Source organism: Rhizobium sp. 1399, from assembly GCF_031455475.1.
Taxonomy (GTDB): domain Bacteria; phylum Pseudomonadota; class Alphaproteobacteria; order Rhizobiales; family Rhizobiaceae; genus Rhizobium.
Genome location: NZ_JAVDSU010000006.1, coordinates 244,053 through 258,664, shown reverse-complemented (window position 1 = coordinate 258,664; position 14,612 = coordinate 244,053). Strand labels below are relative to the sequence as shown.

The window sequence follows — 14,612 nt, the reverse complement described above, 5'->3', positions numbered from 1 at the left end:
CTCTTGTCTCAAGCCCACCTGCGACCTATTCAATCGGTCGCACCACGTCACTGTGGAACCGGTTCTCGTTCACGCATGCGCGCATGTCCCGCCTGCGAAACCAGATGGCGCGTCCGCATCGCAGCGGTGCGTTGCCGGCGGTAAAGACGATCTGTTCGTCGGTTCGCATTTGCAGCACTTCATGGGGTTGAATCAACGGCCGGGCTGCGAGCTGCTTTGATCGTGTTCGCGATGATCCCCGAGGCTGGAAACTGCGGCTCTCCTGATTGATCTCGACCGTCGTCGTGCCGCATCGGCGTGAGATATAGTCGGCCGCTTCCGGATCGTTGATGGCCGCAAACGAAATCCAGCTGGCGCTCTCGAACCATTTGCTGGCGGCGTCGCGACCGCCATAGGTTTCGCGCATCTGGCCGATCGATTGATAGATCATCGTCAGCGTGATGCCATACTTGCGGCCGGCGTCTCTCGCGGTTTCGAGAATGCGCATGTAGCCGAGGCGGGCGACCTCATCGAGGAGGAAGAGCGCGTGCCCATTCATTGCGCCGTCCCGGTTGTAGATCGCGTTCAAGAACGAGCCGATGATGAGGCGGGCAAGCCCGGCATGGTTCTCGAGGGTTTTCAGATCGATGTTGATGAACACGTCGGTTTTGCCGGTGGCGATGTCTTCGGTCGAAAAGCTCGACCCGGACACGAGCGCGGCATAGTTTGGATAAGAGAGCCAATGGGTTTCCTTGATCGCATTGGCGTAGACGCCTGAGAAGGTTTCCGGGGTCATGTTGACGAAAGCGGCGACATTTTCCCTGACGAAAGCCGATGCGGAATTGTCGTAGATTTCCTGCAGGCGCTGGCGCAGTTTCGGCTCCGGCTCGGACAGGTTGGCCCGCGCCTGGCGGAGCGTCTGATGGTGTTCGACCGTATGTCCTGACAGGCAGATGTCGGCGATGATTGCGGTTAGAAGCTGCTGCCCGGAGGTTCGGAAAAAGTCGTCGCGTAGGCCTGCTGCGCGACCGCTATCGCTCATGATCCAGGACGCGACGGCAGCAATATCTTCCTCCTTGCTGCCGCCGAATTTGCCGATCCAGTCGAGCGCATTGAATCCACTCTGTGACTGATGCGGATCGAGAATGCGAATTTCGCGACCCGCCGCTTCGCGATGGTCCGACACCATGGGAGCGACTTCGTTTGAAGGATCGAGGAGGACGAGGGTGCCGCCCCATTTGAGCGCCGTCGGAATTGTTACTGAAGTCGTCTTGAAACCGCCTGATCCCGCAAAGACGATCCCGTGGGTCGAGCCGAACGAGCAATCGAAACAAAGTAGTGGTGACCTGCCGCCGGATCCCCAGCTTTCCTTGTCGTCGCTGCGAAACGACCGGCCGGCGACGGAATCGCGATCGACACGGTAGCACTCGCCAATGACAATGCCGCCCGTCTGGGGAAAGAGTTTGTGCGCGTCGCGCAGCGTCATCCAGCCGGCATCGCCATGAATGGCGCGCCTGCCCCGAACGCGCTTTGGCCGAGCGTCGGCGAAGGCCGCATTGCCGAGGAGCACGACGCGCAGAGCGAAGCCGGCCGATATTAATAGAACCGCTGCGCCGGCCACAGCGCCCGCATCGGGAGCGGTCATGATCGATCGACCGCCGACGCCGCTCGTCGCAGACGTCTCGAGGCGCGATGCTTCCCTGAGGACGGCGCTGACGAGGCTCGCGAAGCTTCCCGCTACAACACCCCAGCCTGCATGTCTGATGCTTGCTGATCCGGCGCAGGCAAGTAGGAAGACAATGCCGGTCGCGGCCGCGAGAGCAGACGGCAATGCGATGCCGGCCTGGGTCAGAAAAAGCCTCGTCGCCTGTGTCCCGGCAAATGCCTCTCCGATCCCGCTCGTCGTCATCGTTGCCGATACCATCAGGCCGATCGCGAGGGCGGGCAGCCCGATCCTATGCCCGATCATCCCCGAAAGCCTCCGCGCCGAGCTCTGCCAATCTTGCCCGCTCTTGTTGGTCGCCGCTCAATCGCCGAGCGAGCTCGATCAGGGCCCCCAGAAGCACGGCGCGTTTTTCGAACCTGAGGCCCCTCAGCAGACCCGCCCGTAGTCGCGCCAGGCGCGACCGGCGCGGTTTGAACCGGCCCCGCTTCGGATCGCCTGGCCTGCTCGCTGCCGCCCGATGTCTTGCCTTTGCGAAATCGCCTCGTGAGCTCTTCGAAGGCAGCCTCAAGTTCGGCCTCTTCGACCTCGATCTCGCCAAATCCTGCTTTCAGTGCGATACGGCCGATACGTTCGGCTTCACGCGTTTCGGCAAGCCTCAGCTGTTCCTGCAGCTTGGAAATCTCCTCACGGATCCTGGAGGATGGCTTCTTCATTCCGGTTCGTCCTTTCATGCCGTTTCGAACGCGATCGGCATGACAGTCCCGTAGATCGGCACGCCGATCTACTATCACATATGCGAGTTGGCGCAGCCGACACCTTTGCGCATGATCCCGGCCGATCCGGAGGAGCGGTCCTGAAGGGCGCAATTATACGTCGCTGGCGCGACGTCCTTGCTGAGGGCCCGGACTGTTTCCGTCTCCAACGGACATTGTGGTTTCGCCGACCTCCAGGAGCCGTTCCCGTGGCCGTTCCGCATTTTTCCGTCAGCATCGTCGCCCGCGGCTCCGGCCGCAGCGCCGTGCTGTCGGCGGCCTATCGTCACTGCGCACGCATGGAGTTCGATCGGGAAGCCCGGATCATCGATTACACGCGCAAACAGGGGCTCCGGCATGAGGAATTTGCAATCCCCACCGATGCTCCGCCGTGGCTGCGGTCAATGATCGCCGATCGTTCGGTCTCTGGCGCCTCCGAGAGGTTCTGGAACACCGTGGAAGCCTTCGAGACCCGCGCCGATGCACAACTTGCCAAGGATTTCACCATCGCCTTGCCGATCGAGCTAACAGGCGAGCAGAATATTGCCCTCGTTCAAGATTTCGTTGCGACCCAGATCACGGCCAGAGGTATGGTGGCCGACTGGGTCTATCACGACGTTCCGGGAAATCCGCATGTGCATCTGATGACGACGCTGCGTGCGCTGACGCATGACGGTTTCGGGGGCAAGAAGATTGCGGTGCGCGGCGCTGACGGCAATCCGATCCGCAACGATGCGGGCAAGATTGTCTACGAGCTCTGGGCTGGTGGCATCGACGAATTCAACGGGCTGCGCGACAGCTGGTTTGTCTGCCAGAACCGGCATCTGGCGCTCGCTGGTCTTGAGATCAAGGTCGATGGGCGCTCCTTCGAAAAACAGGGGATAGAGCTGACGCCGACAATCCATCTCGGCGTCAGCGCAAAGGCGATCGAGCGGAAAGCGGCTGATCTCAGCCCTTACGTCTTGCTGGAGCGGCTCGAGCTTCAGGAGGCGCGGCGCGCAGAGAATGCTCGCCGTATCCAGCTGACACCCGATATCGTGCTTGACCTGGTCACGCGAGAGAAAAGCGTCTTCGACGAACGTGATGTGGGCAAGATGCTGCATCGCTACATCGACGATCCTGGCCTGTTTCAGAGCCTGATGGCGCGGATCGTCCAGAGCCCGCGTGCTTTGAAGCTCGAGGAGGAGCGGACCGATTTTACCACCGGGCTGCGTACGCCGGCCAGATACACGACCCGCGAGATGATCCGCCTGGAAGCCGAGATGGCGAACCGGGCGATCTGGCTGTCGCAGCGCTCATCGCATGGTGTCAGACGAAGAGCTCTGGAGGCGACGTTTGCGCGTCATTCGGCTCTGTCGGACGAGCAGAAGGTGGCGATCGAGCATATTGCCGGCGGGGAGCGGATCGCAACCGTGATCGGCCGAGCCGGCGCCGGCAAGACGACGATGATGAAGGCGGCCCGCGAGGCCTGGGAGGCGGAAGGTTATCGTGTCATCGGCGCAGCACTCGCCGGCAAGGCGGCAGAGGGACTGGAGAAGGAAGCGGGTATCGTCTCTCGCACCCTGTCGTCCTGGGAACAGCGCTGGAGCCGCGGCCGAGACCCGCTCGACGACAAGACGGTCTTCGTGCTCGACGAGGCCGGCATGGTCTCGTCTCGGCAGATGGCATTCTTCGTTGAAGCTGTCACGCGGGCTGGCGCCAAGCTCGTGCTTGTCGGCGATCCCGAACAACTGCAGCCGATCGAAGCGGGCGCCGCTTTCCGGGCAATCACCGACCGCATCGGCTATGCCGAACTCGACACGATCTACAGGCAGCGCGAGCAGTGGATGCGCGACGCCTCGCTCGATCTTGCCCGCGGCAATGTCGGTCGGGCCATCGACGCCTATAGGGCCAACGACAAGATCATCGGCTCGCAGCTGAAGGCGCAGGCCATCGCCAGTCTGATCGCGGACTGGGATCGTGATTACGATCCGGCCAAGACCTCGCTGATCCTGGCGCATCTGCGCCGCGACGTGCGCGCCTTGAACGAGAAGGCACGCGAACGGCTTGTCGAGCGCGGTATCGTGGAACAGGGCTTCGTCTTTGCGACGACCGAGGGCAAACGCCAATTTGCGGCCGGCGACCAGATCGTCTTCCTGAAGAACGAGGCTTCGCTTGGCGTCAAGAACGGCATGTTGGGCAAGGTGGTCGAGGCAGCGCCCGGCCGCATCCTCGTCCAGATCGGGGTGGGCGATGACAACCGGCAGGTGGTCGTGGAGCAGCGCTTCTACGGGCATGTCGATCACGGTTATGCCACGACGATCCACAAGAGCCAGGGTGCCACCGTCGACCAGGTCAAGGTTCTGGCCTCGCTGTCTCTCGACCGGCACCTGACCTATGTGGCGATGACGCGCCACCGCGAGGATCTTGCCGTCTACTACGGACGCCGGTCCTTCGAAAAGGCCGGCGGTCTCATACCAATCCTGTCGCGCAGGAATTCCAAGGAAACGACGCTCGACTACGAGAAGAGCTCTTTGTACGGCCAAGCCTTGCGCTTTGCAGAGGCCCGAGGGCTGCACCTCATGAACGTCGCCCGCACGATCGCACACGATCGCCTCCAATGGGCCGTCCGGCAGAAACAAAAACTCGCCGACCTCGGTGCCCGTCTTGCGGCAATCGGCGCTGCACTCGGACTGGTCCCAGGAGGCAACAACCAATCTATCCCGAATAGGATCAAGGAGGCCAAGCCAATGGTATCAGGCATCACCACCTTCCCGAAATCGCTTGAGCAGGCTGTCGAGGACACGCTCGCCGCCGATCGCGGCCTCAAGAAACAATGGGAGGACGTCTCGACCCGCTTCCATCTGGTTTACGCCCAGCCGGAAGCGGCCTTCGAGGCGATCAATGTCGACGCCATGGTCAAGGACCAGTCGGTCGCGCAATCCACCCTCGCGAAGATTGCCAGTGAGCCCGAAAGCTTCGGTGCGCTGAACGGCAAGATCGGTCTCCTCGCCAGCCGTGGCGACAGGCAGGACCGGGAAAAAGCCGTTGCCAACGTGCCAGCGCTCGCCCGAAATCTTGAACTCTACCTTCGTGAGCGGGCCGAGGCCGAATTGAAGCATGAGACGGAGGAGCGCGCGGTCCGGCTCAAGGTTTCGGTCGACATCCCGGCCCTCTCGCCAGCGGCCAAGCAAACGCTCGACCGCATTCGCGATGTGATCGATCGCAACGATCATCCGGCTGGCCTCGAATATGCGCTGGCCGACAGACAGCTGAAGGCCGAACTCGAAGGTTTCGCGAAGGCTGTGTCCGAGCGCTTCGGGGAGCGGACCTTCCTCCCCCTGGCCGCGAAAGACACTGATGGCAAGACCTTCGAGACCGTCACGGCAGGAATGACGGCCGGCCAGAAGGCTGAGGTCCAGTCCGCGTGGAACTCAATGCGCACCGCTCAGCAACTTGCTGCTCATGAACGAACGACGCAAGCGCTCATGCAAGCCGAGACGCTGCGACAGACGAAGAGCCAAGGGCTCTTTCTGAAATGACGGCGGGAGCTGGAGCGCGCCGGGCGATGACCCCGCAACAACGACGAGCGGCCGGAATGATTGTGATGACTGCATTTCTCGCCATTCTGGCGATCGGCACTGTCCTCGCCGGCGGATACTGGATCAATCTGACGCCGAGCGAGCCGCTCGGCCTATGGCGTATCGTCCCGCTCTATCGTCCCGTTGCTGTCAACGACCTGGTATTCATCTGCCCATCCGCAACCGCGGAAATGCGGGAGGCACTTGCGCGTGGCTATCTCCGTTCCGGCTCCTGCCCAAGCGGCATCGCACCGCTGATCAAGACAGTAATCGCCGTCGCAGGACAGCGTGTCGAAATCGGCGCCAGCGTGAGCGTGGACGGGCGGATGGTTTCCTCTTCCAGTCTTGCGCAACGGGACGGCAAGCGCCGCCCATTGTCGCCGTTTCCGGGTGGTATTGTGCCGCCAGGATATGTCTTCCTGCATTCCGCCTTCCCCGCCTCCTACGACTCCCGATATTTTGGTCCGATGCTTGCCTCCGGCATCCTCGGCCTAGCGCAGGAGGTCATCACCTTTGCGCCGTGACTATCTTCGAGCGATGCTGCTGATATTTGCCTCGATCGCGATCGGCGCTGTGGGCTGGAGCGGCCATGTGATGCTCTTGCCCGTCGCGATCGGGTTTCCGGTTGTTTGGTCGATCTCACAAAGCAGATTGGTAGCTGCACTCGTTTCCACCGGATACTTCCTGGCCGCGTCGCACGGTCTGCCACAGGGCGTTGCCGCCTTCTATTCGTCCGATATCTGGCCGGGCTTGTTGCTCTGGCTATGCGCGTCCATCAGTTTTGTCATCGTGCACGCCGTCTCCTGGACGAAGAAGGCTGGCGCTCGTCCGTTCTGCTATCTTCTCGCGGTCGTCATCATGGCCCTCCCGCCGTTCGGCATCACGGGCTGGGCGCATCCCGTCACTGCCGCGGGGGTTCTGTTTCCGGGATGGGGATGGTGGGGACTTGGGCTTATGACAGCTAGCCTAGCGGGCCTCGTCACCCGCATGTGGCCAGCTGTCGCCATCGCCTTGGCAGGCCTTTGGCTGTGGTCCGCCGCAATCTGGACCGACCCGAAACTACCGGAAGCCTGGCGCGGGGTCGATCTGGAATTGGGTGCTTCGCTTGGTCGTGAGGCCGGTCTTCAACGGCAGCGTGACCTGATCGCGACGGTGCGCGGTGCGGCTGGCGATAACGCCCGCTTTGTGGTGCTGCCGGAAAGTGCGCTCGGTTTCTGGACACCGACCGTGGAGCGATTTTGGACAGGCGCCCTCGGCGACGGCGATGCGACTGTCATCGCTGGCGCTGTGGTGGCCGACGCGAGGGGCTACGACAATGTCCTCGTGTCGATCGATAGCAAGAGCGTCCGCATCCTCTATCGCGAACGCATGCCGGTCCCCGGCTCGATGTGGCAGCCGTGGCGATCCTGGTTCGGAGAAAGTGCCGGTGCCAGGGCGGATTTCTTCGCAAACCCAGTCGTTTCCGTTGGTGCCGGCCGGGCAGCCCCTCTGATCTGCTACGAACAACTGATTGTTTGGCCGATCCTTCAGTCCATGCTCCACGATCCGGATCTTGTCGTTGCTGTCGGAAACGGATGGTGGACCGAAGGCACATCGATTGTCTCCATCCAGCGGGCTGCTACGACCGCATGGGCGAGGCTCTTCGCAAAGCCGCTTGTTACTTCCTTCAACACCTGATCGCCAAGGAGACACACATGCTCGACGAAGCTGTGATAAAAGAATGCGCCGACCCTTCCCTCAGACCCGCGATCGTCGAGCAGTTCGTGACATCAGCGGGCTCCGCCGATCCCCTCGCCGTCACCGTCAGATCGGGCGGCCGATTGATCCTCGTGCCGAAAGTGTCGTCAGCAGAGGATGCGATGGCGATCGTACGGCAATATGCTGGTCGGGCGGTCGTCCGCGTTGGGCTCACTCAGTTTCCCGCGGGCGTTGGCGCCAAGGAACCGGCGGATCTGAAGCCGGACATTGTCGATGCCTGCCAGAACCTTCGCCAGGGCACGGCGATGTTCGCCAAGGTCCTGAAGATCGTTGGGAAATGGTATGGCAACCCCACGAGCAAAGACGTCTTTCCGCAGATCCTCGAGGATGCGGTCTACGCATGGAAGACCGGCGAGTTCGAGGGTGTGCATGTGTTTCAGGTAGAGGATCCGGGAACGGAGGGCGAAATGCCGCAACAAAGTAGAGAGAAGATCCTCGCCGAGGAAGAGGAAGACGCTGACGCAAAACCAAGAGAGGAGCAGGCAGAGGCGGAGCGAGATGCTGGGCGCGCGCGGATACGGATCGATCTGTCGCGCATTGGTGGCCAGCAATAGCACCGGGTTCGTCCCGCGTTGGCGTCATCTGTCGGCCATTCCTTGATCAGGAATGTAGGGCGCGTCGCCAAACATACGCCCGACCCTGTGCGCCAATCGACCTCGCAGAACCAGCCCGACCGGGGCGTTGGCGGATGCTGTTTCCCGGCGCGGCGCGGTCATCGACGCTGGAAAATGGCGAACCGCGACACGGCGGCCTGCCGACTGCGGTCGTTCTCAGCCAATCTTCAGCCGAATTTTCTCTTCAGCTCCTCGCGCTGCTGCGCATGTTTCTCCGGGTTGACCTCGCGCAGCTTGCGCAGGTTCACGACCTTCCATTTGACGGCAGGCAGGTCGGCGGCCCGGGGCAATCCAATCGCGTCGAAGTCAGGCTCTCCGTCATGGAGGGTGAGCAGAAAATCCCGTTCGGGCGCCTTCAGCATGCCTTTTATGTCCTTTATCAAGCGAAGGCGCGTTTCCTCAAGGTCCTTGAGGGGAATACGCACCTCGGTCATGCCTTCGAATTCCCGCGTGAATGACATCTCCAGAGGCTGTAGCGATGGCCCGATAACCTCATGCATTGGGCGGCTGGACATCGCGACATAGATCAGGAAGGTCCGAAACAACTCATCGGTAATGCCTTCATTGTCGTAGAGTAGCGCACATCGTAGAGGTCGCGCGGATGCTGGCGCCCTTGAGCGCGAACGCCTCCTCCCTGGCGATCTGAGGCAGGGCTCGGATCAGTAGTTGCACCTCAGATTTGTAGCGGTCACGCGCCAAGTTCTTCTTCCTTGCGGCCAGGCACGAATTCAGGCGGGACGGTCACGCGATAGATCGGGTGCAGGCGCCCCCCCTTCACAATCGAACGATCCCCACTTCCAAGATCGACATTGGCCAGATCGAGATGTTTGCGCCATGCATGTCCATGCCGCTCGGCGAAGACCAGAAAGAGCCGTTTTACTTTCACACTGCGACAGTCCTGCAGAAGCTCGGAAAGCTTTCTCGGCCGCAGATTACTCAGTGACCGGAAAAGCGTATCGACGTCATGAAAGCTTTCCTCTTTGGGGAGTTCATCAATCATTTCCATGATCGCACGTTCGGGCGATGACATCCTCATTGGCCACGTCCAAGGGGAAAGCGAAAGCGATTGGCCATCGCCACTCGCCAAGCTGAAATCGCTGTTGTCGATGCCCAGATCCAAGTCGGTAAACAGATTGGTCGGTCTCAAACATGGCCTGATGTTCAGGCTCAATCTTTCGAACCAAGACGGCACCTCACCGTAAAGATATAGCCGGGCGTTTCCGCCAAAGGATAGGTAATGGGTCACGCCGGCAAGCTGCAATGCACTCATACCGCCAACATGAACCCGGTGGTTCATGAGTTGCTGCGTGGACAAGACCGGTATTTTCCAGTCTATCAATACGTCTGGTCGAGTTCCGGCCGGGAATGGTCGCCGAAACAGGCCCCGTCCAAGGCTTTCGAGCCAGCCGTTCCGTGTATATTGATGCGCGGATTGCCTGGAGATGCCGTTTTGGTTCATCCAGGAGGAGTCGACCAGGAAACCTTGAGGCACTTGGTTTAGGACTTTCTTTAATGAATCGTCTTTTTGTCTATCCATGATTGACGTAAATACCATTTTCGAAAGTTGGCGTCCAGATAACTTTATCATGTGTCGAAAATGTCAATTAAATATTGACCAATAGGAATATCTATAAAGGCTCGTCCAACCGAAAAGCCATTCTAGCCCATGGCGATCTACGCCAAACCTATTACCTGATTGACCCGGAGCGGCGTACCTATCTAGGTCAGGTACTCGCCCAAGCGCTGCGATGTTGGCGCTGCCCTTGTGATGCTGGACTCCTCGCCTCCCCTGCGCTGTGCGTCTCTACTCCTCACAGCTTAGCTGAGTGGTGGCACAATGGTGTTGCGAGCCCATGGCCCTACCATAGCACCCGGAGCATCTAAACGGAATTTGGCCGGGCGCGGTCTTCACCGACTGCGCCTTTCGTCATCGAGGGTAGAATTGAACGGGCGGACTGAAGGTCGACAATTTAGACCGGGATGATAGCTGACAGTTTTGCGGCGCGAAGCGTCTGGAGACGCCGCCGTGATCGATCAGGCCGACATCGAGATTGCAGAAGCACACGACATGGTCGCCGTTTTCCAGCTCGGCCAACCTGACGAGCTCGCCATGAACTTCGCCACGACATACTATACTGCAGCAATCGTCATCTGATGGATGGGAAAGTCTCCAACCTAGGCCACATCGTCTCAGTTTCTCGCTCGTCGTTCAAGCGACAAACGGTAGGACGGCGCGGAGGTTCTCGTTCATATCGCCGAGGCATTAATCCCAGCCAATTGCTATTAGACGTGTGAAGTCTGCGTCGTCACCCTTTTTCCGGGAACATTACCAACCGGGAGAAACCGACGTTGCGAAGAATCCAATCACCGCTTCTTCTCATGGCAGCCTGTCTGCCTGAGCTCGCGCATGCCGAAACGCTCGTGGTCAATAGCTATGGCGGACCTTACGAGGCCATCATTCGCCAGGCCATCATCGAGCCATTCGAGCGCAAGACCGGCATTGATGTCGTCTATGACGCTGTCGGCTCCGCCTCACAGGACTATGCCAAGATCAAGGCGACCAACGGGCATCCGGGCTTCGACGTCGTCGTCATGACTGCGTCGCAGTCGCTCCAGGGCTGCCGGGATGGCGTGCTGGACAAGCTGGACGCCGCCGCAATCCCCAACCTCGCCTCCCTCACGGCAAGCCTTCAGGACGCGGCCGGCCCCTGCGGCGCCGTGCACGAGGTCCAGTACCTGTCGCTGCTCTACAGAACCGACAGGCTTGGCTCCGCGCCGACCTCTTGGACGGACCTTCTCGGCCCAAATCTGGAAGGCAAGGTCGTCCTGCCGACTTTCCAGAATATCATGGCCGTCTATCTCCTGGAGATGATGTCGATCACCGAGGGAGGCGGGCTGATCGACAATATCGATCCGGGTTTTGCGGCCATGGCGCGGCTTGCCAGGCAATCGATCGGCTTCGAGCAATCCTCCGCCATCCTCGAAAGCTACATCAAGGACGGCACGGTCTGGGCGATGCCCTTCTGGAACGGTCGCGCCCAGCTGCTTGTCGACGAGGGTCTGCCCGTCGACTACGTACGGCCGAAGGAAGGGACCATCCCGCTTCTTGCGACGCTGAACATTCCCGTCGGCTCCGAGCATAAGGCCGCGGCAAGATCCTTCATCGATTTCTTCCTCGAAAGGACCAGCCAGGAAGCCTGGGTCACAGGCTACAAGGTCGGCAGCGCCCGCACCGACATCGAGGTTCCGGAAGCCCTACGCCGCCGGCAGATCACCTCTGCCGAAGATCTCAAATCGCTCAGGATGCCCGATCTGACCGTGCTCGGTGACAAGCTCTCCGAATGGGGCGAACGCTGGGACCGAGACGTCGTCTCGCAGGCCCGTTGAGGAGTTTCCATGGTAACGCTTGCTGCCACTGTCCCGGCCGTTTCCGGGCGCCTAACCGTGCGAGCGCCGGCATCGATGCTGCTGGCGCCGTCCTGCCTCCTGCTTACGACCTTCTTCGCGCTTCCGATGGGCGTGATGATCGCCATGAGCTTCCTCGATAGCCGGACCTTTGTCCCGACGCTCGCAAATTACGAACGCTTCTTCCTCGACGGGTTGTCCCTAGCCGGTTTTGTTCGCACGGCGATCATGTCGGCTCTTGTCGCCGTGGCCGTCACACTGCTCGGCTATCCAGTGGCCTATTTCCTCGCCCGTTCGCGATCGCGCTGGCGGACCGTCGTTTTCGCGCTGGCGCTCGCGCCCGAACTCGCCGGCGTGGTGCTGCGCACCTATGGCTGGCTGATCATCCTCGAGGATCGTGGCTTCATCAATGATGCGCTGATCCATCTCGGTGTCATTTCAACGCCGCTTCCCCTTTCGAAGAGCTTGTTTGCGGTTGTCGCCGGGCTGACGCATGTCGTGCTGCCCTTTGGGATATTGTCGTTGATGACGAGCATACAGGGCATCGACGTCAACCTCGAACGCGCTGCGCAGATGCTTGGCGCCTCCAGAGCCTCCGTCATCCGTCATATCGTCCTGCCGCTATCCGTGCCCGGCATCGTCAGCTCGCTGTTGATCAGCTTCACGATGGCGGCCAGCGCCTACGCGACGCCCGCCCTTCTGGGCGGCGCGCGCTTCAAGGTGCTCGCGACGATGATTTCCGAACAAGTGCTGTTCTACATCGACTGGCCCTTCGCCAGCGTCATGTCGATCGCGTTGCTCGCGATGATGCTCACAGTCTCGCTGATCGGGATCCGATGGGAGGCAAGCCTCAAAGCACGCAAAACATCGCGGAAGGGACAGACGCAATGACGAAATTGATTGCAGTTGGTTTCTGGTCCGTGCTCGCTCTGGTGCTGGCCTTCATCACACTTCCGCTCCTGGTCGTCATCGCGGCGTCGATCAGCCCGAACGCGTCGGTGACCTTCCGACCCTGGGAATGGACACCTGTCTGGTATGGCGGTCTCTTCGAGGAGCGATGGCTCCAGCCCTTTCTGTCGAGCGTCCAGATTGCGGTGATCGTTGCGGCGATCAGCGGCCTTCTCGGCACACTGGCCGCCTTTGCGCTTGTCCACGAGCGCATTCCGGGTTCGAGCGCGATCATGGCGGCCCTTTTGTCGCCGCTTTCGGTTCCGCAGATAGTCAAGGGGGTGGCGATCGTCTTGTTCCTGTCGATCATCGGTCTGCAGAAGATGCTCGGTACTCCGGCGCTGATTGCCGCACATGTCGTGCTTGCACTCCCGTTCGTCATACGCATGGCTGCAGGCGCACTTGCGAATTTCGACGAAAACCTCGATCGGGCAGCGCAGATCCTCGGCGCCAGCAAGCACCAGCGGATGTTCTATGTCGTCCTGCCGCTGATCAAGCCGGGCGTTCTGTCCGGCGTGACATTCGCCTTCATCATCTCATTCAACAACATTCCGCTGTCGGTCTTTCTGGTCCGACCAGGGGACACGACCCTGCCGATCGCCGTCATCAATCACCTCGAATACAGCCTCGATCCGATCATGGCGGCGGTCAATGTCGCATCGATGGCCTTCATCCTGGCGGTGATCCTGATCTTCGAGAAAGTCGGCGGCTTTTCCGCACAGCTTCATGGAGGAAGCAAATGAGCGAATTCGATATCGAACTCCTGTCGGTCAGCAAATCCTTCGCAGGCCTGAGCGTGGTCAGGGACATAAATCTACAAGTTCCGGCGGGCGAGTTCGTGAGCATTCTCGGTCCCTCTGGCTGCGGCAAGACAACGACGCTGAACATGATTGCCGGTTTCAGCACGCCAAGCCAGGGTGACATCCGCATCCGCGGACGCAGCCAGGTGAAAGTGCCGCCCGAGAGACGCAATCTCGGCCTGGTGTTTCAAAACTATGCGCTTTTCCCGCACATGACGGTTGCCGACAATGTCGGCTTCGGGCTGCGCATGCGAGGCGCGCCGCGTGCCGAGATCGGCGCAGCCGTCGAGAAGGCGCTGCGCGGCGTTCACCTCGAGGGTTTCGGCACACGCTATCCTTCAGAACTCTCCGGCGGCCAGCAGCAACGTGTCGCGCTTGCCCGGGCGATTGCCCCTAAGCCCTCCGTCCTGCTCCTCGATGAGCCTCTCTCCAATCTGGATCTCAAGCTGCGCGAGGCAATGCGGGTCGAGTTGAAGGAGATCCACGAGACGCTCGGCATGACCTTCATCCACGTGACGCACGACCAGGAAGAGGCCATGGCGATGTCGGATCGAATTATCGTCATGGACGCCGGCTCGATCGCCCAGCAGGGCACACCCGGCGACATCTATCGCAATCCCGCCTCGCGGTTCGTTGCCGATTTCATAGGACGGTCGAACATCCTGCCGGTCAGCGCATCCTCGCCCTCGGCCGCAGGCGTGAAGCTGTCGATCGACGGCAGCCCGATCGTCTTGAGGGCGCGATCGGCTGCGGCCGACGGCGGCGTGATCAGCTTCTGCTCGATCAGACCGCAAAGCCTGACGCTCGCGGCCCGGGCAGCGGTGCCCGATGGCATGAACCGGCTCGAAGCGACGATCCACAGAGTTATCGATCTTGGAGCCCATGCAGAGCTGGAGGTCGTGGTGGAGGGCGGACACCGGCTTGTTCTGCACCATCCAGGCAGTGCGATGGCCCGTTCCTATGAGCCCGGTCAGGCCGTCACCATGTCGGTCGATCCGGCCGATGTGCGTCCCCTTTCCCGGTGAGAGCGACCGATCGCCCTCGGTTATCAATGCGCGGCGATCGATATTGGAACTGCGGTCCTGCGCCAACCTAGGATGGCTCCGGTCTCAAGGAAGACCACAGAAGGA

At 60.8% G+C, this 14,612-nt stretch carries 12 protein-coding genes and 2 pseudogenes; 9 read left to right on the top strand and 5 right to left on the bottom strand.

The window, feature by feature from the left end:
• Positions 1 to 25: 25 nt before the first annotated feature.
• The 3 genes and pseudogenes from traG to J2X71_RS20675 form a co-directional block, all read right to left on the bottom strand.
• Complete coding sequence (traG, locus tag J2X71_RS20685; RefSeq protein WP_310384449.1) at positions 26 to 1,948, bottom strand: Ti-type conjugative transfer system protein TraG; 1,923 nt, start codon at positions 1,946 to 1,948, stop codon at positions 26 to 28.
• A pseudogene (gene traD, locus J2X71_RS20680) lies at positions 1,935 to 2,069 on the bottom strand (conjugal transfer protein TraD); the annotation flags it as partial. The pseudogene traD and the gene traG, both read right to left, overlap by 14 nt.
• 61 nt (positions 2,070 to 2,130) lie before the next feature.
• Positions 2,131 to 2,358: pseudogene (locus J2X71_RS20675) on the bottom strand (TraC family protein); the annotation flags it as partial.
• A 248-nt stretch (positions 2,359 to 2,606) separates the two neighbouring features.
• Here J2X71_RS20675 and traA point away from each other — a divergent pair.
• From traA to J2X71_RS20655, 4 genes are all read left to right on the top strand, one after another.
• Positions 2,607 to 5,918, top strand: coding sequence for a Ti-type conjugative transfer relaxase TraA (traA, locus tag J2X71_RS20670; RefSeq protein WP_310384447.1), 3,312 nt, complete (start codon positions 2,607 to 2,609; stop codon positions 5,916 to 5,918).
• A gap of 65 nt (positions 5,919 to 5,983) precedes the next feature.
• Positions 5,984 to 6,481 (top strand): conjugative transfer signal peptidase TraF, encoded by a 498-nt coding sequence (gene traF, locus J2X71_RS20665; protein ID WP_310384445.1) that lies wholly within the window; start codon positions 5,984 to 5,986, stop codon positions 6,479 to 6,481.
• Positions 6,471 to 7,634, top strand: a complete 1,164-nt coding sequence (locus J2X71_RS20660) for a conjugal transfer protein TraB (RefSeq protein WP_310384443.1) — start codon at positions 6,471 to 6,473, stop codon at positions 7,632 to 7,634. Before traF ends, J2X71_RS20660 begins: the two co-directional genes overlap by 11 nt.
• Positions 7,635 to 7,651: 17 nt before the next feature.
• Positions 7,652 to 8,269, top strand: coding sequence for a TraH family protein (locus J2X71_RS20655; protein WP_310384441.1), 618 nt, complete (start codon positions 7,652 to 7,654; stop codon positions 8,267 to 8,269).
• A 227-nt stretch (positions 8,270 to 8,496) separates the two neighbouring features.
• Here J2X71_RS20655 and J2X71_RS20650 read toward each other — a convergent pair whose 3' ends face one another.
• Together J2X71_RS20650 and J2X71_RS20645 are read right to left on the bottom strand one after the other, a co-directional pair.
• Positions 8,497 to 8,763 carry a hypothetical protein gene (locus tag J2X71_RS20650; RefSeq protein WP_310384438.1) on the bottom strand — a complete coding sequence of 89 codons (267 nt, stop codon included), beginning with the start codon at positions 8,761 to 8,763 and terminating at the stop codon, positions 8,497 to 8,499.
• Between the two features lie 254 nt (positions 8,764 to 9,017).
• Positions 9,018 to 9,866 carry a type IV toxin-antitoxin system AbiEi family antitoxin domain-containing protein gene (locus tag J2X71_RS20645; RefSeq protein WP_310384436.1) on the bottom strand — a complete coding sequence of 283 codons (849 nt, stop codon included), beginning with the start codon at positions 9,864 to 9,866 and terminating at the stop codon, positions 9,018 to 9,020.
• A 489-nt stretch (positions 9,867 to 10,355) separates the two neighbouring features.
• Between J2X71_RS20645 and J2X71_RS20640 the strand changes: the two genes are divergently transcribed.
• From J2X71_RS20640 to J2X71_RS20620, 5 genes are all read left to right on the top strand, one after another.
• Positions 10,356 to 10,484 (top strand): hypothetical protein, encoded by a 129-nt coding sequence (locus J2X71_RS20640; RefSeq protein ID WP_310384434.1) that lies wholly within the window; start codon positions 10,356 to 10,358, stop codon positions 10,482 to 10,484.
• Between the two features lie 224 nt (positions 10,485 to 10,708).
• A complete protein-coding gene (locus J2X71_RS20635; RefSeq protein ID WP_310384731.1) occupies positions 10,709 to 11,716 on the top strand; it encodes an ABC transporter substrate-binding protein in 1,008 nt (335 codons plus the stop codon).
• A 9-nt stretch (positions 11,717 to 11,725) separates the two neighbouring features.
• Positions 11,726 to 12,625: an ABC transporter permease gene (locus tag J2X71_RS20630; RefSeq protein WP_310384432.1), complete on the top strand. Its 900-nt coding sequence runs from the start codon at positions 11,726 to 11,728 to the stop codon at positions 12,623 to 12,625.
• Positions 12,622 to 13,425, top strand: a complete 804-nt coding sequence (locus J2X71_RS20625; RefSeq protein WP_310384430.1) for an ABC transporter permease — start codon at positions 12,622 to 12,624, stop codon at positions 13,423 to 13,425. Before J2X71_RS20630 ends, J2X71_RS20625 begins: the two co-directional genes overlap by 4 nt.
• Positions 13,422 to 14,507, top strand: coding sequence for an ABC transporter ATP-binding protein (locus tag J2X71_RS20620; protein ID WP_310384428.1), 1,086 nt, complete (start codon positions 13,422 to 13,424; stop codon positions 14,505 to 14,507). Before J2X71_RS20625 ends, J2X71_RS20620 begins: the two co-directional genes overlap by 4 nt.
• The last annotated feature ends 105 nt before the right edge of the window (positions 14,508 to 14,612 follow it).